This window comes from Pseudarthrobacter sp. BIM B-2242, from assembly GCF_014764445.1.
In the GTDB taxonomy this organism is placed as follows: Bacteria; Actinomycetota; Actinomycetes; order Actinomycetales; family Micrococcaceae; genus Arthrobacter; species Arthrobacter luteus_A.
The window spans coordinates 2665608-2682715 of sequence record NZ_CP061721.1 but is presented as its reverse complement, the minus strand read 5'-3'; the positions used below and the strand labels follow the sequence as shown (position 1 = coordinate 2682715).

Genomic DNA, 17108 nt, shown 5'->3' with positions numbered 1-17108 from the left:
TTCGCCCAGTCCACCCGCAGAGCCGGCAAACCCCGAACACGCGCCCATCACTCTCCTTTGGTTCACTCCGTCGGAGCCCTTATGGAAACAGCGTCGGCTTCGGCCGACCATCCTCCGCCGGGCAGTTTCCCCCGGATACGCTCCGCTTCCCCCCACCTTCAGGCGGGATGCTGAATGGAGTGGTTGCTCCTTGCGGCAGGCCTCCTGCTGATCGCCGGCACCGGTTTCTTTGTGGCCGTCGAATTTTCCCTGATCGCCCTTGACCAGGCCACGGTCCAGAATGCCATCGACAACGGTGACGCCGGTGCCGTGCCGCTGCTCAAGTGCCTGAAATCCCTGTCAACGCAGCTTTCGAGCTGTCAGCTTGGCATCACGCTGACCACACTCCTCACGGGCTACGTGATGGAACCCTCGGTGGGCCGCCTCCTCGAGGGCCCGCTGGCCGCCGTCGGAATTCCCGACGTCGCGGCGGCATCCGTGTCCCTGGTCATCGCCATGGTGCTGGCTACCTTGCTGTCCATGCTTCTCGGCGAACTTGTGCCGAAAAACATGGCCATCGCCCTGTCCTTCCCGGTGGGTAAAGCGCTGGCGCGGCCGCAGCTGATTTTTACGGCCATCTTCAAGCCCGCCATCGTGCTTCTGAACGGATTCTCCAACAAGGTCCTGAACGTCTTTGGGCTGGAGGCCAAGGAAGAGATCTCGGGTGCCCGCACGCCTGCCGAGCTGGCCTCCCTGGTGCGGCGCTCCGCCGCCATGGGAACGCTCGACGCCGGGACGGCCAACTTTGTGGCGCGCACCCTGAACTTCTCGGCCCGGACGGCCGCGGATGTTATGACGCCGCGGATCCGTGTCGAAACCATCGACGCCGACCAGCCGGTTTCGGACATCCTGGACGCTGCACGGCGGACCGGGTACTCACGGTTCCCGGTTATCGGTGACTCCGCCGATGACATCAGGGGACTGGTCCACGTCAAGAAGGCAGTGGCCGTGCCGTGGGACCGGCGCGCCAACCTGGAGGCCGGTGCCATCATGACCGATGTCCTCAGGGTGCCCGAAACGATCCACCTGGATGCGCTCCTGGCCGAACTGCGGGAGGGAAACCTGCAGCTCGCCGTCGTACTTGACGAGTACGGCGGAACCGCCGGCATCACCACCCTGGAGGACCTCGTGGAGGAAATCGTGGGCGAAGTGTCCGACGAACACGACAAGGTCCGGCCGGGACTGCTGCAGAGCGCGTCAGGGGACTGGTACTTCCCCGGTCTGCTCCGGCCCGACGAACTGTCTGAGCAGATCCCGGGGCTCACCGTCCCGGATGAGGCTGCTTATGAGACGGTGGGCGGTTACGTCATGAGCGAACTGGGCCGCATCGCGGCCGTGGGGGACACCGTCCCCGTGGGCGGTGGCATGCTGAGCGTGACCCGCATGGACGGCCGAAGGATAGAGCGGATCTGCTTTCATCCCTCCGCTGACGAGCCTGATTCCGGGACCGACGACGGGAGCGCATCATGAGTGACTGGGCAGGCATAGCCTGGCTTGTTGTCCTCCTGCTGGGCAACGCGTTTTTTGTCGGCGCCGAGTTTGCGGTGATGTCAGCGCGGCGCAGCCAGATCGAGCCCCTGGCCGATGCCGGTTCCAAACGGGCGCAGACCACGCTTCGGGCCATGGAGAATGTTTCCCTGATGCTCGCGTGTGCGCAGCTGGGCATTACCGTGTGTTCGCTGCTGATCCTGCAGGTGGCCGAACCCGCCATCCACCACCTGATGGCTGCTCCGCTGGAGGCCGTGGGCCTGCCCGTGGAGATCGCCGACGTGGTGGCGTTCGCCATTGCGCTGATGGTGGTGACTTTCCTCCATGTGACCTTCGGCGAAATGGTGCCGAAAAACATCTCGGTATCGGTGGCGGACAAAGCTGCGTTGCTGCTCGCTCCGCCGCTGATGTTTGTTGCCCGGCTGGTGAACCCGGTCATCTTTGCGCTGAACTGGTCCGCCAACCACATCCTCAAACTCCTGCGGATCGAGCCCAAGGATGAGGTGAACTCGTCCTTCACGCTCGAAGAGGTCCAGTCGATCGTGCAGGAGTCCACGCGTCACGGACTGGTGGATGACGACGCCGGGCTGATCACCGGTGCCCTGGAGTTCTCCGAATATACGGCGAAGGACATCATGGTGCCGGTGGAGAACCTGGTCATGCTGAAGGAGGCCACCACACCGGTGGAGTTTGAGAAGGCTGTCAGCCGGACGGGCTTCTCGCGGTTCCCGATGGTGGACGAGGACGGGGTCCTTTCCGGTTATCTGCACGTGAAGGATGTGCTCTCCATTCCGGATGAGGACTACCAGCATCCGATTGCCGAGAGCCGGATCCGCTCGCTGGCCAACCTGGCACTCGGGGACGAGGTGGAAACGGCTATGTCGGTCATGCAGCGCACGGGGTCACACCTGGCCCGCGTCATCGGCCCGGACGGCCAGACCCATGGAATCCTCTTCCTGGAAGACGTGATCGAACAGCTCGTGGGAGAGATCCGGGATGCCACGCAGGCCACCGGCATCAGGCGGCTGGGCCAGCCCAACGGCGACCACCCCGCGAGGTGACAGGACCGGGCCGGGACAGGAGTTCCGGCCCGGGCCACTCTTCTAAATAGGAATCATTCCCATTTAGGCGTAGACTCTTGGGAGTCGAAAAAGTCCGTACCCGTGTTGATCTGAGGTCTCCGTGCGCCATCCCGCTGCCATCCGAACGTCCCTTGCTGCCTTTGCCGGCTTCAGCCTGCTGCTGACCGCGTGCAGCTCCGGCGGCGGGCCCGTATCCTCAGCCACGGAGACTTCAACAGGTGCCATCGACGTTGTGGCTTCCACTAACGTCTACGGCGACATCGCCGCTCTGATCGGCGGCGACAAGGTAAACGTCACCTCCATCATCACCAAGACCAGCCAGGATCCGCATTCCTATGAGGCCACCGCGCAGGACCGGCTGGCGGTCTCGAAAGCGGACCTGGTGATCGAAAACGGCGGCGGCTATGACGAGTTCCTCCACAAGATGGCCGATGACAGCAAGCTTGACCACAACTACATCCTGACTACCGTGGAGATCGCCGGCCTGGCGCCCGAGGACGAGCACACAGAATCGGAAACCGCCCACGATGAGGCCGGACATGACCACCAGCACGGTGAGTTCAACGAACACGCCTGGTACAGCCTGGATGCGATGGGCAAGCTGGCCGACGCTGTCGCGGCGAAACTCGGTGAACTGGAACCCGGCTCTGCGTCCCGGTTCACCGCCAACGCAGCAACGTTCAAAACGGATCTGGACGGCCTGAACACCAAGCTGGCCGGCATGAAAGCAAAGGCTGCGGGTTCACCCGTGGCTGTGACCGAGCCGGTGCCTCTCTACCTCCTGGAGGCAGCCGGGCTGGAGAACCGCACCCCGGAGGACTACACGGCAGCGATCGAGGAAGACTCCGACGTGCCGCCGGCCGTGCTCAAGGCGGCAACTGACCTGGCAGGTTCATCAGAGATCAAATTCCTGGCCTACAACGAACAGACCGAAGGCCCGCAGACCGAGGCGCTGAAGAAGGCGGCCGAAGCGGCCGGCGTCCCGGTCATTGATTTCAGTGAAACCTTGCCCGAGGGCAAGACGTACCTGCAGTGGATGACGGACAATGTGGACAACGTCAGCAAAGTTTTGGAGACAAATAGTTGAAACCGGTGGTGAGCCTCCGCGGGGCGTCCCTGCAGTTCGGCAAACGCACGCTCTGGGAGGATCTCAACCTGGACATCCGGCCCGGCGAGTTCTTTGCCGTGCTGGGCCCCAACGGCAGCGGCAAGACAAGCTTCCTGAAGGTCCTGCTGGGGCTGCAGGACCTGCAGTCCGGCAGTGCCACCCTGGGCGACCGTCCGGTGGAACGGGGGAGCAGCCTGATCGGGTACATCCCGCAGCAGAAATCGTTTGCCCCGGACACCCCGATGCGGGCCAGGGACCTGGTGGGCCTGGGAGTTGACGGGCACCGCTGGGGACTGCGGCTGGGGACGTCCAAAGTGGACCGCAGAATTGATGAACTCCTCGAACTGGTGGGCGCCACCGAGTACGCCAAGGTACCGGTAGGGCAGCTCTCCGGCGGCGAGCAGCAGCGCCTTCGTGTGGCGCAGGCGCTTGCTACCGACCCGCAGGTGCTTCTCTGCGACGAGCCACTGTTGTCCCTGGACCTGCACCACCAGCAGGCGGTGAGTTCGTTGATCAACAAACAGTGCCATGAACAGAACAGTGCCGTGGTGTTTGTCACGCACGAAATCAATCCCATCATCGATTACGTCGACCGCGTGCTGTACCTGGCGGGGGGCCGGTTCCGGGTGGGCGCGCCGGAGGAAGTGATGACCACCGAGGTCCTGTCCGATCTGTACGGCAGCCACGTGGAAGTCATCCACGCGAACGGGCGCATCGTCGTCGTCGGCCTGCCCGATGCAACCACGCACCACCACGCCGATGTCCACGCAACTGCGGGGGAGGCTGCCTGATGGATGCGGACAGCATCATCGCAGCGATCTTCAGCTTCGAGAATTACGGCGAGCTCCTGGTCCTGGTGCAGAATTCCATCTGGGCGGGCGCCGTCCTGGGCCTGCTCGGCGGACTGGTGGGCACGTTTGTCATGAAGCGGGACCTGGCCTTCGCCGTGCACGGCATCTCCGAACTGTCCTTCGCCGGCGCGGCCTTCGCGCTCCTGATCGGTGCGGACATCGTGTTCGGCTCGCTGATCGGCTCCGTGGCGGCGGCACTGCTGCTGGGCCTGATGGGCGTCAGGGCCCGGGATAAAAATTCCATTATCGGTGTGATCATGCCCTTCGGGCTGGGACTGGGCATCCTGTTCCTGTCCCTCTACGAAGGCCGTGCCGCCAATAAGTTCGGCCTCCTCACCGGGCAGATTGTCTCCGTGGACACCGTGCAGCTGCAGGTCCTGGCCGGTGCTGCCGTGGTAGTCATCGCGGTGCTGGTCCTCATCTGGCGGCCGCTGAATTTCGCCAGCGTTGATCCTGAACTGGCAGAAGCCCGCGGCGTACCCGTCCGGACGCTCGCGATTGTCTTTATGGTGCTCCTGGGCATCAGCGTGGCGCTGTCCATCCAGGTGGTGGGCGCGCTGCTGGTGCTGGCTTTGCTCATTACACCGGCAGCGGCGGCCCTGCGGGTAACGTCTTCTCCGGTGGTACTGGTCGTCCTTAGCGTCATTTTTGCCGTTACAGCCACGGTGGGCGGCATCCTGCTGGCCCTGGGCGGCCGCATCCCGATCAGTCCGTACGTCACCACGCTGTCATTCCTGATCTACGTGGTGTGCCGGATTATCGGCAGTGCCCGTGCCAAACGGGGCATCAACGGGCGGCTGGTGCACGCCCGCTGACGGGGCGGTACTGCGTGCCGTTAGAGTTTGCCGGCGGTGCGGAGGGCTGTGCAGTCCGGGCAAAAACCAAAAATCTCGACAGTGTGCGCCACGTCGGTGTAGCCGTGTTCGGCGGCGGTCCTGGCTGCCCACGTCTCCACGGCCGGGGCCTCGACCTCGACGGCTTTGCCGCAGTTCCGGCACAGCAGGTGGTGATGGTGGCCCGTGACCGCGCAGCGCCGGTAGACCGCCTCGCCCTCGCCGTTGCGCAGGACGTCCACCAGGCCGTCGTCGGCGAGGGACTGCAGGATGCGGTACGCCGTGGCCAGCGATACCGAGACGCCCTTGTTCTGCAGGATGCGGTAAAGCTCCTGCGTACTGACGAAGTCATCCAGCTCGTCCAGGGCAGTGCTGACAGCCACACGCTGCTTGGTGACGCGCTGCTCTTTTCCGGCGCCCAGTCCGGAACCGGCGCCGGATGGAGCGTTCGACGGCGTCGCGTCAGCTTTGGTGCCGAACGGCATGGAGTTACTCGCTTCCCTGAGGGACGGTGGCAAACATCAAGATTACCAGCCGGGGCCGCGCCACCGGCCGCCCCTTGGACACTCCCGGAGCCTGACCCTAGGCTGGCGCTATGAAGCTGACCAAATACACCCACGCCTGCGTCCGGCTCGAAAAGGACGGCAAAGTCCTGGTGCTTGATCCGGGAACTTTCTCCGAGACGGACGAAGCCCTGGCCGGCGCGCACGCCGTGCTTATCACGCATGAGCACGGGGACCACGTGGACGTGCCGGCAATGGTCAAAGCGCTCGACGCTGCCGGCAGCCTGGCGGTGTTCGCCCCGGCCGGAGTTGCCGCCCATCTGCGGGAGGAGGCCCCGGCCGCGGCTGCACGGATTCATACGGTCGAACCCGGCTCCACGTTCGAGGCCGCAGGTTTCAGCGTCCGTAGCTTCGGCGGCCAGCACGCGCTCATCCACCCGCAGATTCCCGTGGTGGCCAATATCGGCTACCTCGTGGATGGCAACGTATACCACCCGGGGGATTCCTTCATCGTCCCCGACGGCCTCAGCGTGCAGACGCTCCTGGTTCCCATCCACGCTCCGTGGAACAAGGCCGCCGAGGTAGTGGACTTCGTGATCAGCGTCCGTGCCCCGCAGGCTTTCCAAATCCACGACGGACTGCTGAACGAGACCGGCCTGAAAATGGTGGAGGGCCATGTCACCCGGCTGGGCGGCAAGTACGGCACAACCTTCACGCACCTTGCCCCGCGGGAAGCGGTGGAGGTCTGATCGGCTAGGCGTTCCAGATGCCGGTCTCGAAAAACCGGCGGATGACGTCCTCGTGTGGCCCCGGGTCCAGTCCCTGGGCTGAGAGCCACTCCGGATTGTAGTAATTGCCGGCATAGCGTTCGCCGCCGTCGCACATCAACGACACAATGCTGCCACGCTGTCCCACGGCAACCATTTCCGCCACGAGCTGCCAGACACCCCACAGATTCGTGCCGGTGGAGGGTCCGGCATGCAGGCCTGCGAGCGTGTGCAGGTGCCGCATGGCTGCGATGGAGGCGGCATCCGGAACCTGGAGCATGTGGTCGATGACGCCGGGCACAAAACTCGGCTCCATCCGGGGGCGGCCGATGCCTTCAATCCGAGACGGCAGTCCCGTGCTGGCTTCACCCGTACCGTTCAGCCAGCCGGGATAAAACGCGGAATTTTCGGGGTCCACCACCGCAAGGCGGGTGTCGTGGCCTCGGTAGCGCAGGTAGCGTCCGATGGTCGCGCTGGTGCCGCCAGTCCCGGCGCCCACCACGATCCAGCGGGGGACGGAGTGTTCCTCCAGCGCCAGCTGCCCGAAAATGGACTCCGCGATGTTGTTGTTGCCGCGCCAGTCCGTGGCCCGCTCCGCGTAGGTGAACTGGTCCATGTAGTGGCCGTTGGACGTGGCAGCAACATCCGCCGCCGCGGCATACACCTCGGAGGCGTGATCAACCAGCAGGCACGAGCCGCCGAACTGTTCGATCAGCGCGATCTTCTCCGGGCTCGTGGTGCGGGTCATGACCGCAACGAACGGCAGACCCAGCAGCTGCGCAAAGTATGCCTCCGAGACCGCGGTACTGCCGCTGGAAGCCTCAACGATAGTGGTGCCCTCGCGGATCCAGCCGTTGACCAGGCCAAAGAGGAACAGTGAGCGGGCCAGCCGGTGCTTAAGGCTTCCCGAACGGTGCGTTGATTCATCCTTGAGGTAAAGCTGCACGCCCCAATGCTCCGGGAGCGGCACCGAGTACAGGTGCGTATCGGCAGACCGGTTGTTTTCTGCGTTGACTTTCCTGATGGCGTCGTCAGCCCAGGCCCGGTCCGTGCTCGCGTTCTTCATCGGACCAACTCTAGCTGCGCGATGGCGCAGCTAGAGTTGGATCAGCCGCTGCACCACGCACTAATTGTCAAGGAGAACAATGGGTCCACTGTTGGATGTCCCTGCCCTGGAAGCACGCTTGGCTGCGGGGCGGCGCACCGTCCTGCTGGACGTCCGCTGGGCGTTGGGCGACCCCCACGGCCGGGAGCATTACCTTGAAGCGCACCTGCCCGGTGCGGTTTTTGTGGACCTGGCCACCGAGCTTGCCGCCCCCGCGGCGCCGTCGCGGGGGCGCCATCCGCTGCCGCCGCCGTCGGAGTTCCAAGCGTCCGCCAGGCGTTGGGGCATCAACAACGGCGATGTTGTGGTGGCCTACGACAACAGCAGCAACATGGCCGCGGCCCGCGCCTGGTGGATGCTTCGCAACGCCGGTTTCCCCGAGGTGTACCTGCTCGACGGCGGTCTTGCCGCCTGGCAGGACGCTGGACTGCCGCTGGAATCCGGCCCTGTGGATGCGGCGCCGGGCGACGTTTCCCTCGCTGGGGGCGGGATGCCGGTGATCGATCGGGAAAGAGCCGGGGACTGGGCTGAGACGGGCATTCTCCTGGATGCCCGCGCCGGCGAGCGGTACCGCGGCGAGATCGAGCCCGTCGACCCGCGTGCCGGGCACATCCCCGGTGCGGTGAGTGCGCCGACGGCCGGGAACGTGGACCGGGCCGGGCGCTTCCTGCCGGCATCCGAGCTGCGGCGCCGCTTCGAAGACCTGGGCATTGGCGCCGACGTCCCGGTGGCGGTGTACTGCGGCTCGGGCGTGACTGCGGCGCACGAGGTGGCTGCCCTTGAAATCGCGGGATTCACAGCTGCGCTGTACCCCGGCTCATTCTCGGAATGGTCGAACAACCCGGAGCTTCCCGTTATCACTGGAAACACGCCAGGTGCGCCATTGGGGCTTTGACCGGCCTTCCCGGAATACCGGCGCGACGTGCTCCGAGTGGAAATGCCGCCGCCTGCGGGGGTAGCGTCGCAGGTATGAGCCCAGGACGCCCCGTACCGCCGCCCCTTGCCCGCCCGGTTTTGCCCGCCGATCCTCCTTCGTCCGGTCAGGGCGCCGGAACCATGGCGGCCGCGTACGGCGCAGTGTCCGAAAACAGCGGCCTGGTGCCCCTGACCCTGGCCCGCCGCGCACCCAAAGCGGATGACGTCGAGATCGCCGTTGAGTTCTGCGGCCTGTGCCACTCCGACGTACATGCAACCCGCGGTGAGTGGGGTGTCCAGAAGTATCCCCTGGTCCCGGGCCACGAAATCGTTGGAACCGTCAGCCGCGTTGGCTCCTCTGTGGAAGACTTCGCCCCGGGTGATCGCGTGGGCGTCGGGTGCATGGTTGACTCCTGCCGCGAATGCGACAGCTGCCTGGATGGCCTGGAGCAATACTGCGAAAACGGCATGACAAGTACGTACGGCGCCGTAGATAGGCGGAACGGCGACGCCATCACCCAGGGAGGCTACTCGTCCGCCGTAGTGGTGGACCGGCGCTACGTGGTGCGCGTGCCCGCGAACCTTGACCCGGCCGCCGTCGCGCCGTTGCTCTGCGCCGGAGTCACCACCTACTCCCCGCTGCGGCACTTCGATGTGGAGGAAGGGGATGTGGTGGGCGTGGTGGGCCTCGGTGGACTGGGCCACATGGCGGTTAAGCTCGCCAAGGCCATGGGCGCCGTGGTCAAGGTGTTCACCACTTCCGACGCCAAGATGGCTGCCGCGCTGGAACTTGGCGCTGACGAAGTCATCCTGTCCCGGGACGAAGACGCCATGGCTGCTGCCAACCGGAGCCTGGACCTCATCATCGACACCGTGGCCGCACCGCACGACCTGAACCCGTACTTCCGGACCCTCCGCGTGGACGGCGCGCTGTTCCAGCTGGGGCTGCCAGCTGACGCCATGCCCCCGGTCAACCCGCGGGCACTGATGCGCAGGCGGCTCTCCTACGCCGGATCCATGATCGGCGGCATTGCCGAAACGCAGGAAATGCTCGACTTCTGTGCAGAACACAACGTGGTGGCGGACATCGAGCTGGTGTCCGCAGACCAGCTGAATGAGGCGTACCGCCGGATGGTGGCGGGCGACGTAAAGTACCGTTTTGTGCTGGATACCAGCACCCTGCAGGCTCCGGCCGAGGAGGCAGACGCATGAGTACCCTGTTCACCAAGATCATCAAAGGCGAGATCCCGGGCCGCTTTGTCTGGCGCGAGGACGACGTCGTGGCTTTCCTGACCACGGGTCCGCTGGCCGATGGTCACACGCTGGTTGTCCCCACCGAAGAGGTGGACCGGTGGACCGACGCCTCGCCGGAAACCCTCGCCAAGGTGATGGAGGTGGCCCGACGGATCGGCGCCGTGCAGCTGGACCTCTTCCCCGCTGAGCGGGCCGGCCTGATTGTGGCCGGGTACGAGATCAACCACCTGCACGTCCATGTGTGGCCGTCCCGGAGCATGGCTGACTTCGACTTCGCCTCGGCGGACCATAACCCGGACCCGGCAGTGCTGGACGCCAACGCGGAAAAGCTCCGTGCAGGGCTCCGCGCCGCGGGTTACGGGGATTTTGTTCCCGAAAGCTAGGCCGGTGCGAGGGCCTTGTTCAGGACGGCCCTGATCCGCTTTTCCGAGACGGAGTAGGCGGTTCCGAGTTCGACGGCGAAGAGGCTCACACGGAGCTCTTCGATCATCCAGCGCACCTGGGTCAGCTCGGTTCCCGCCCGCCGTCCAGGCAGCAGGGCCGACACGGCGTCGTCGTAGTCGTCCTCCAGGCGCTGGACGGCGGCCATGTTCAGGGCATCGCGCTGGACATTGCCGGGCAGCTTTTCGAGCCGCTTTTCGATGGCCGTGAGGTACCGGGGGAGCTGGCTCAGCTGGGCAAAGCCGGTGCGGGCCACAAACCCGGGGAACACCAACTGTTCGAGCTGGCTCTTGACATCGTTGAGCGCGCTGATCAGCGCCAGGCTGGTGGTTCCCTTCAGCTGCTTGTCGATCCGCCGGGTGCTGGCCAGGATGCGCTCCACTACCGCAGTGACAGTGAACACCGTATCGATCAGTTCTGCCCGCACCTGCTCATAAAGGGCGTCGAACGATTCCCGGTCCCACGGCAGGTCTGCCGGCGTCAGCTTGTCCACGGCGGCCAGCGCGCAATCGGCAATCAGTGCGGATACAGAACCGTGGGGGTTCTGGCTGAACGTGAGTTTTTCGGTGTTGTTGAGGTGCTCCAGGACGTAGCGGTCCGGGGACGGAACCCGCAGTGCCAGGAGCCGGATGACACCGCCGCGCATGGCTGCCAGCTGTTCCGAAGATGTCTGGAAGACGCGAAGGGCAACAGACGTTCCCTCGTCCACAAGCGCCGGGTAGCCCGTGACAGTGTGGCCGTTGACGATGCTGCTGACCTGCCGCTGGACGGTGCCGAAAGACCATTCCTTCAGGGCGCTCTGTTCCCTGAAGCCGGCACCGTTTCCGGATGCCGCGTCGACACCTGCGAGGTTGCCACCGGGCGGGGCTGCCGTGACGGTCCTGCCGTCTTTCCCGCGGGGCGCAGACTTTCCCCGCGATTGCGGTCCGGTAGTGGCAGGCGTCGCGCCCAGCGACTCGGCAATGGCCCGGCGTGTGGCCGGGGCCAGGCGTTCCTGCAGGGCAGCAAGGTCCTTGCCCTCGTCCAGGACTTTGCCCCTGCTGTCCACCACCTTGAAGCTCACCCGCAGGTGGGAGGGAACGGCGTCCCAGTTCCAGGATCCGGGCGGGACGATGTGCCCTCGGATCCTGCGCAAAACCAGTTCCAGCGACGCTTCCAGTTCGTCGGTGGCGGGATCGAAGTCGGTCTCGAGGGCAGCCACGGCCTGCCGTGCCACGTCGGGGGCCGGAACAAAGTTCTTGCGGATCTGCTTGGGCAGGGATTTGATCAGGGCAGTCACCAGTTCCACGCGCTGGCCCGGGATCAGCCAGCGGAAGGCCTTGTCGTCCAACTGGTTGAGGAACAGTACCGGCACCTCGGCCGTGACGCCGTCGGACGGGTTGGGCGGCGAGCCCGGGGCCACCGGGTGGAATTCATAGGTGAGAGGCAGCTCGAAGCCCTTGTGCAGCAGCGTCTTCGGGTAGGCGGCTTCGTCGAGGTCATCAGCCTCGTCATTGAGCAGCAGCGATTTGTCATAGTCCAGGAGATCCGGATTCTTCTGCCGGGCTTCCTTCCACCACTTATCGAAATGCCGCTCGGACACCACATCGGGGCCGATCCGTGCGTCATAAAACTCGAACAGCGTTTCGTCGTCCACCAGGAGGTCGCGCCGGCGCATCCTGGCCTCAAGCTCCTCGACCTCGAGCAGGAGCGCGCGGTTACGGTGGAAGAACTTGTGGTGCGTTTTCCAGTCGCCTTCCACCAAGGCATGCCGGATGAACAGCTCCCGGGCCAGGACTGGATCCACCCGGCTGTAGTTGACCCGGCGCTGGGGGATGATGGGCACGCCGTAGAGGGTGACCTTTTCGTAGGCCATGACGGCGCCCATTTTGGTGGACCAGTGCGGCTCGCTGTAGCTGCGTTTGACGAGGTCCGGCGCCACCTGTTCGGCCCACACAGGATCGAACTTTGCGGCGACCCGCGCCCACAGGCGGCTGGTTTCCACCAGCTCGGCCGCCATCACGAACGTGGGGGACTTCTTGAACAGGGCCGAGCCAGGGAAGATGGCGAAGCGGCTTCCGCGCGCGCCGGCGTACTCGCGCTTGCGGTCATCGAGGATCCCGATGTGGCTCAGCAGCCCGGAGAGCAGGCTGATGTGGATCCCGTCATGGTTGCCGACGGGATCGGCCAGCCGTTTGTTGTCCAGGCTGATGCCCAGCGGCCGGGCCAGTTGCCGGAGCTGCGCGAACAGGTCCTGCCATTCCCTGACCCGCAGGTAGTTGATGAACTCGGTGCGGCAGAGCCGGCGGAACTGGGTGGAAGAGAGCTCCTGCTGCTTCTCCTGGATGTAATTCCACAGGTTCAGGAAACCGGTGAAGTCCGAGTTCTCGTCCCGGAAACGGGCGTGCTTCTCCGCGGCGAGCTGCTGCTTGTCCGTGGGACGCTCGCGCGGGTCCTGGATGGTCAGCGCCGCGGCCAGGATCATCACCTCGCGGACACAGCCGCGCCTGCCGGCCTCCACAATCATCCGCCCCAGACGGGGATCCACCGGGAGCTGGGCAAGCTGCTGCCCGACGGCGGTCAGACCGCCGCTCTTGGCGTCGCCCGCCTTGACAGCGCTCAAGGCGCCGAGTTCGCGCAGCAGGGTGACGCCGTCGTTGATTGCCCTCGAATCCGGCGGCTCCACAAAGGGGAAGTTCTCGACGTCCTTCGGTCCGCGGGCCACGCCCATGGCGGTCATCTGCAGGATGACGGCTGCGAGGTTGGTGCGCAGGATCTCGGGATCCGTGAACAGCGGCCGGGATTCGAAGTCCTCCTCCGAATACAGCCGGATAGCGATGCCGTCAGACACTCGGCCGCAGCGGCCGGACCGCTGGTTGGCGGAAGCCTGGGACACCCGCTCAATGGGCAGCCGCTGGACCTTGGTGCGGTGCGAGTAGCGGGAGATGCGTGCCGTGCCGGTATCGATGACGTACTTGATGCCCGGGACAGTCAGGGACGTCTCGGCCACGTTGGTGGCCAGCACAATCCGTCGGTTTTTGCCGGGGTGGAACACCTTGTGCTGTTCCTGCAGGCTCAGGCGGGCGAACAGCGGCAGGACCTCGGTGCCTGCCAGCCGCCGGTTGGATTGGATCCTCGCGTTAAGTGCCTCTGCTGCGTCACGGATTTCGCGCTCGCCGGAGAAAAAGATGAGGATGTCGCCGGGAGCCTCGGTGGCGAGCTCGTCCACGGCGTCGCACACGGCGTCGAGGGGATCGCGGTCCTCCTCGAGTTCGTCGTCGGACGAGTTGTCTTCATCGTCATTTTCGGCGGCGGCACCACCGGCGGGCTGTGATAGCGGCCGGTACCGGATCTCCACCGGGAACGTGCGTCCGGAGACCTCGATGATGGGGGAGGGCGCCTCGTCGGAGCCGAAGTGCTTCGCGAACCGCTCCGGATCGATGGTGGCTGAGGTGATGATGATCTTCAGGTCCGGCCGTTGCGGCAGGATGCGCTTGAGGTAGCCGAGGATGAAGTCGATGTTGAGGCTGCGCTCGTGTGCTTCGTCGATGATGATGGCGTTGTATTTGCGCAGCAGCTTGTCGCGCTGGATCTCAGCCAGGAGGATGCCGTCGGTCATTAGTTTGACCTTCGTGGCGCGGCTGACTTCGCCCGTGAACCGAACCTGGAAGCCGACTTCCTGGCCGATCTCCACGCCGAGTTCCTCAGCGATGCGTTCCGCCACGGTGCGCGCTGCAAGCCGGCGCGGCTGCGTGTGGCCGATCAGGCCGTTGTCGCCCAGGCCCAGCTCGAGGCACATTTTGGGGATCTGGGTGGTCTTGCCGGAGCCCGTCTCGCCGGCGATGATCGTCACCTGGTTAGCTGCAATGGCAGCCATCAGGTCCTCGCGGCGCTCGGAAACGGGCAGCTCAGCAGGGTAGGAGATATGAAATGTCATGGCTGCAGCCAGTCTACTGCGGCGTAGCCTGGTTCCGGTCCGCGCCGGGCTGCCCTTACGGCCCTGACCCGTCAGTGCATGAGGCAGGGCCCGGTTCGTCGGAACCGGGCCCTGAGCGGGTTGATGTGGACGTTTGCGTTCTGGCGTTCAGTGGGTCCTGCCGTCAGAAAATGCGCAGGGTGTAGTTGGTGCTGGGCAGGTCCAGGGCGGACCAGGCCTGGTCGGAGGTGACAGGCGGGGTGTGGCCGCGGCCATCACGCAGGAGCGCTGAGACGGTTGCTGCGAGAGCGACGAGGAGGAGTACTACGAGGATGATTGCGAAGGTTTCCATGCCTCTATGGTTCTCCCGTGGACACCTGATCAACAGTGGCAGAAATGCCCAAAAAGGGTAAATTTCTGCCATAATGGAGTCATGTTGAAATCAGTGGCAGTGATCGTTGTCCCCAACTTTGCGGTCTTTGAGTTCGGCACGGCATGTGAGGTCTTTGGCATCGACAGGTCCGGGCGCGGCAGTGGTGTTCCGTCCTTCGACTTCCGGGTCTGCACACCCGAGCCCGGGACTGTCCGGATGAAGTCAGGCCTGTCCATGAACGTGAGCCTGGGCCTGGAGGCCGCCGCCGATGCGGACCTGGTGATCATGACCCCGTACGGACGGGACGAGGACGTACCGGATTCCGTTCTGGAAGCGCTGCGCGCCGCCGATGCCCGCGGAGCGTGGGTAATGTCCATCTGCTCCGGTGCCTTTGCGTTGGCCCGTGCGGGTCTTTTGAACGGCCGGCGCTGCACCACGCACTGGCACTATTCGCATGAACTCGCCGGCCGGTACCCCGAGGTGCAGGTGGATGAGAATGTGCTCTACGTGCAGGACCGCAACCTGATCACCAGTGCCGGTACTGCGGCGGGCATTGATGCCTGCCTGCACCTCGTACGGGTTGAGCTGGGTGCCCACGTTGCCGCTGCGATTGCCCGCGACATGGTGGTGCCGCCGCACCGCGACGGCGGTCAGGCGCAGTTCATCGACCGGCCCATGCCGGCCTGCGGCTCGGCGCCAATGGAAGAGCTGCTCCGCTGGATGGTGGATCACCTCGACCAGGAGCACACGGTGGGCGACCTCGCCAACCGGGTCCATATGTCCGCCAGGACCTTTGCGCGCCGGTTCCGGTCCGAGACCGGAGCAACGCCTGCGGCCTGGCTGAACTCCCAGCGGGTCCTACGGGCGCAGGACCTCCTGGAATCCACGGACCTGAACATCGAAGAAGTGGCCCGGGAATCCGGCTTCGGGCATCCGGTTCTGTTGCGGCACCACTTTGCCAAGGTGCTGGACACCAGTCCCCAGTCTTACCGCCGGGCTTTCCGTGGCCAGTTGGAGGCTGTTGTTTAGCCGGAGTCTTCAGCAGCTGCGCGCGTACTGTCCACCAGCACGCGCCACGGTCCGGTGACCCTCTGCTCAGGGAGCGCGGCGCGCCTTTGCCCTGCCCGGATGGAGTAGATAAAACGGTCCGGCTGGCTTCCTTCGGCTTCAGCGGCTGCCGCCCGGACCGTCTTGGGCACCGCATCCCACGGGCATGCCTCCACGATGGGCTGCCATTCGCTCTTGGCGCGCTCGGTCTCGGCTGTCACGGTCCACACCCGTGTCAGCGCAGCGATGCCACCGGTGCGCTCCACACTTATTTTCATGGCCTGGTTCCTGGGCTTCCCTACGGCCCGGCCGGCAGTCGGGCGTTAGCTTAAAGCTTGACCTTCACAGTTTCCCACGCCTTACGGACGGCGTCATGTTCCGCGGAACCGGAACCAAACAGTTCGACGGCGGATGCCGCCGTCGCCCGCGCAAAGACACTAAAAGTTGCCGTGACGGGCAATGAGCCGCCCGTGAGGGTGTCGTACCAGATCTGGCCCGGCGCTTCCCAGGCGTTGCCGCCCAGGGCCTCCGCGGCCAGGTAAAAAGCGCGGTTGGGGATGCCGGAGTTGATGTGGACGCCGCCGTTGTCTGCGCTGGTCCGCACGTACGAGTCCATCGAATCGGGCTGTGGATCCTTACCCAGCACGTCGTCGTCGTACGCCGTGCCCGGCGCCTTGATGGACCGTAGGGCTGAACCTTCCACCTGCGCAGTGAACAGACCCTCGCCGATCAGCCAGCTCGCTTCGGTAACGGACTGCTTCTTTAGATACTGCTCAACGAGCGCGCCGAAGACGTCTGACATGGATTCGTTGATGGCGCCGGCCTGGTTCCGGTACGCCAGGCCGGCGGAGTACTGCGTGACTCCGTGTGTGAGTTCGTGGCCTATGACGCTCAGCGAGCGGGTAAATCGTCCGAAGATTTCGCCGTCGCCGTCGCCGAAGACCATCTGCTTGCCGTCCCAGAAGGCGTTGTCGTAGAGCTTGCCGAAGTGCACGGTCGCATCGAGGGGGAACCCCCCGCCGTCGATGGAGTTGCGGCCAAAAACGTCTGCAAACAGGCGATGGGTGTGCCCCAGGCCGTCGTAGGCCTCATCGGCGGACGCATCCCCGGACGCAGGTTCGCCCTCCTTGCGCACTATTTTCCCCGGGAGGTTCTCGGAGCCGTCGGCGTCGTAGATGCTCCGGTGGGGCAGGCCCGGCTGGACGTCCCGCAATCCGGGCGGAGCTGCGGGCGCCGGTGTTGTGCGGGCCGATTGGACCGAGCGCACGTGGCTCAGGGCTTCTTTGGCTGCCTTGGCGGCGGCAGAGTACTGCGGCGCGTCCTGGCGGGCCAACCTCCGCAGCAGGTAGGGCGGGATGATGAAACAGGTGCCCGTCGGCTGATGCCGGGTTGCCGGGCGCCGGGCGG

16 protein-coding genes are annotated in these 17108 nt (G+C 65.1%); 10 read left to right on the top strand and 6 right to left on the bottom strand.

Translation table 11 applies throughout. The annotated features are described in order from the left end of the window. Positions 1 to 174: 174 nt before the first annotated feature. The 5 genes from IDT60_RS12335 to IDT60_RS12315 all read left to right on the top strand — a co-directional run bounded on the left by IDT60_RS12335 (position 175) and on the right by IDT60_RS12315 (position 5383). A complete protein-coding gene (locus IDT60_RS12335; protein ID WP_191079282.1) occupies positions 175 to 1509 on the top strand; it encodes a hemolysin family protein in 1335 nt (444 codons plus the stop codon). Continuing rightward, positions 1506 to 2588, top strand: a complete 1083-nt coding sequence (locus IDT60_RS12330) for a hemolysin family protein (protein ID WP_164198970.1) — start codon at positions 1506 to 1508, stop codon at positions 2586 to 2588. The genes IDT60_RS12335 and IDT60_RS12330 overlap by 4 nt, the downstream gene beginning before the upstream one ends. Before the next feature lie 121 nt (positions 2589 to 2709). Next, the gene (locus IDT60_RS12325; RefSeq protein ID WP_164198972.1) at positions 2710 to 3696 is read left to right on the top strand and encodes a metal ABC transporter solute-binding protein, Zn/Mn family; all 987 of its coding nucleotides are present in this window, start codon (positions 2710 to 2712) and stop codon (positions 3694 to 3696) included. After that, complete coding sequence (locus IDT60_RS12320) at positions 3693 to 4508, top strand: metal ABC transporter ATP-binding protein (protein WP_191079281.1); 816 nt, start codon at positions 3693 to 3695, stop codon at positions 4506 to 4508. Before IDT60_RS12325 ends, IDT60_RS12320 begins: the two co-directional genes overlap by 4 nt. Continuing rightward, on the top strand, positions 4508 to 5383 hold the full coding sequence (locus IDT60_RS12315) for a metal ABC transporter permease (protein WP_164198976.1): 876 nt from the start codon (positions 4508 to 4510) through the stop codon (positions 5381 to 5383). Before IDT60_RS12320 ends, IDT60_RS12315 begins: the two co-directional genes overlap by 1 nt. A gap of 20 nt (positions 5384 to 5403) precedes the next feature. On the opposite strand, the gene IDT60_RS12310 is transcribed toward IDT60_RS12315, so the two are convergent. After that, entirely contained in the window at positions 5404 to 5886 is a 483-nt protein-coding gene (locus tag IDT60_RS12310; RefSeq protein WP_191081939.1) for a Fur family transcriptional regulator, read from the bottom strand. Positions 5887 to 5996: 110 nt separating this feature from the next. Here IDT60_RS12310 and IDT60_RS12305 point away from each other — a divergent pair, with 110 nt between their 5' ends. Continuing rightward, positions 5997 to 6653, top strand: coding sequence for an MBL fold metallo-hydrolase (locus tag IDT60_RS12305; RefSeq protein WP_191079280.1), 657 nt, complete (start codon positions 5997 to 5999; stop codon positions 6651 to 6653). Between the two features lie 4 nt (positions 6654 to 6657). Here the strand turns inward: IDT60_RS12305 and IDT60_RS12300 are convergent, their stop codons facing one another. Beyond that, a complete protein-coding gene (locus tag IDT60_RS12300) occupies positions 6658 to 7737 on the bottom strand; it encodes a PLP-dependent cysteine synthase family protein (protein ID WP_191079279.1) in 1080 nt (359 codons plus the stop codon). 79 nt (positions 7738 to 7816) lie between these two features. Here IDT60_RS12300 and IDT60_RS12295 point away from each other — a divergent pair, with 79 nt between their 5' ends. The 3 genes from IDT60_RS12295 to IDT60_RS12285 all read left to right on the top strand — a co-directional run bounded on the left by IDT60_RS12295 (position 7817) and on the right by IDT60_RS12285 (position 10328). Beyond that, positions 7817 to 8671 (top strand): sulfurtransferase, encoded by an 855-nt coding sequence (locus tag IDT60_RS12295; RefSeq protein ID WP_191079278.1) that lies wholly within the window; start codon positions 7817 to 7819, stop codon positions 8669 to 8671. 74 nt (positions 8672 to 8745) lie between these two features. Further along, positions 8746 to 9903: an NAD(P)-dependent alcohol dehydrogenase gene (locus IDT60_RS12290; protein WP_191079277.1), complete on the top strand. Its 1158-nt coding sequence runs from the start codon at positions 8746 to 8748 to the stop codon at positions 9901 to 9903. Beyond that, positions 9900 to 10328 carry an HIT family protein gene (locus IDT60_RS12285; RefSeq protein ID WP_164198986.1) on the top strand — a complete coding sequence of 143 codons (429 nt, stop codon included), beginning with the start codon at positions 9900 to 9902 and terminating at the stop codon, positions 10326 to 10328. The genes IDT60_RS12290 and IDT60_RS12285 overlap by 4 nt, the downstream gene beginning before the upstream one ends. On the opposite strand, the gene hrpA is transcribed toward IDT60_RS12285, so the two are convergent. Together hrpA and IDT60_RS12275 are read right to left on the bottom strand one after the other, a co-directional pair. Continuing rightward, on the bottom strand, positions 10325 to 14302 hold the full coding sequence (gene hrpA / locus IDT60_RS12280) for an ATP-dependent RNA helicase HrpA (protein WP_191079276.1): 3978 nt from the start codon (positions 14300 to 14302) through the stop codon (positions 10325 to 10327). The two genes, IDT60_RS12285 and hrpA, sit on opposite strands and share 4 nt — an antisense overlap. Before the next feature lie 163 nt (positions 14303 to 14465). Then, positions 14466 to 14633 carry a hypothetical protein gene (locus IDT60_RS12275; RefSeq protein ID WP_167525072.1) on the bottom strand — a complete coding sequence of 56 codons (168 nt, stop codon included), beginning with the start codon at positions 14631 to 14633 and terminating at the stop codon, positions 14466 to 14468. An 81-nt stretch (positions 14634 to 14714) separates the two neighbouring features. Between IDT60_RS12275 and IDT60_RS12270 the strand changes: the two genes are divergently transcribed. Beyond that, positions 14715 to 15683, top strand: a complete 969-nt coding sequence (locus IDT60_RS12270) for a GlxA family transcriptional regulator (protein ID WP_164198991.1) — start codon at positions 14715 to 14717, stop codon at positions 15681 to 15683. Here the strand turns inward: IDT60_RS12270 and IDT60_RS12265 are convergent. Together IDT60_RS12265 and IDT60_RS12260 are read right to left on the bottom strand one after the other, a co-directional pair. Beyond that, positions 15680 to 15979 (bottom strand): protealysin inhibitor emfourin, encoded by a 300-nt coding sequence (locus tag IDT60_RS12265; RefSeq protein ID WP_164198992.1) that lies wholly within the window; start codon positions 15977 to 15979, stop codon positions 15680 to 15682. The two genes, IDT60_RS12270 and IDT60_RS12265, sit on opposite strands and share 4 nt — an antisense overlap. 50 nt (positions 15980 to 16029) lie before the next feature. Next, positions 16030 to 17046, bottom strand: a complete 1017-nt coding sequence (locus tag IDT60_RS12260) for a M4 family metallopeptidase (RefSeq protein WP_191081938.1) — start codon at positions 17044 to 17046, stop codon at positions 16030 to 16032. Positions 17047 to 17108: the final 62 nt, after the last annotated feature.

Bases quoted from the DNA above. Each gene is read 5' to 3' on its own strand.
- IDT60_RS12300 (WP_191079279.1), bottom strand. From the start codon at position 7,737: ATGAAGAACGCGAGCACGGACCGGGCCTGGGCTGACGACGCCATCAGG.
- IDT60_RS12285 (WP_164198986.1), top strand. From the start codon at position 9,900: ATGAGTACCCTGTTCACCAAGATCATCAAAGGCGAGATCCCGGGCCGC.
- IDT60_RS12330 (WP_164198970.1), top strand. From the start codon at position 1,506: ATGAGTGACTGGGCAGGCATAGCCTGGCTTGTTGTCCTCCTGCTGGGC.
- IDT60_RS12335 (WP_191079282.1), top strand. From the start codon at position 175: ATGGAGTGGTTGCTCCTTGCGGCAGGCCTCCTGCTGATCGCCGGCACC.
- IDT60_RS12265 (WP_164198992.1), bottom strand. From the start codon at position 15,979: ATGAAAATAAGTGTGGAGCGCACCGGTGGCATCGCTGCGCTGACACGG.
- IDT60_RS12305 (WP_191079280.1), top strand. From the start codon at position 5,997: ATGAAGCTGACCAAATACACCCACGCCTGCGTCCGGCTCGAAAAGGAC.
- hrpA (WP_191079276.1), bottom strand. From the start codon at position 14,302: ATGACATTTCATATCTCCTACCCTGCTGAGCTGCCCGTTTCCGAGCGC.
- IDT60_RS12310 (WP_191081939.1), bottom strand. From the start codon at position 5,886: ATGCCGTTCGGCACCAAAGCTGACGCGACGCCGTCGAACGCTCCATCC.
- IDT60_RS12315 (WP_164198976.1), top strand. From the start codon at position 4,508: ATGGATGCGGACAGCATCATCGCAGCGATCTTCAGCTTCGAGAATTAC.
- IDT60_RS12290 (WP_191079277.1), top strand. From the start codon at position 8,746: ATGAGCCCAGGACGCCCCGTACCGCCGCCCCTTGCCCGCCCGGTTTTG.
- IDT60_RS12275 (WP_167525072.1), bottom strand. From the start codon at position 14,633: ATGGAAACCTTCGCAATCATCCTCGTAGTACTCCTCCTCGTCGCTCTC.
- IDT60_RS12270 (WP_164198991.1), top strand. From the start codon at position 14,715: ATGTTGAAATCAGTGGCAGTGATCGTTGTCCCCAACTTTGCGGTCTTT.
- IDT60_RS12295 (WP_191079278.1), top strand. From the start codon at position 7,817: ATGGGTCCACTGTTGGATGTCCCTGCCCTGGAAGCACGCTTGGCTGCG.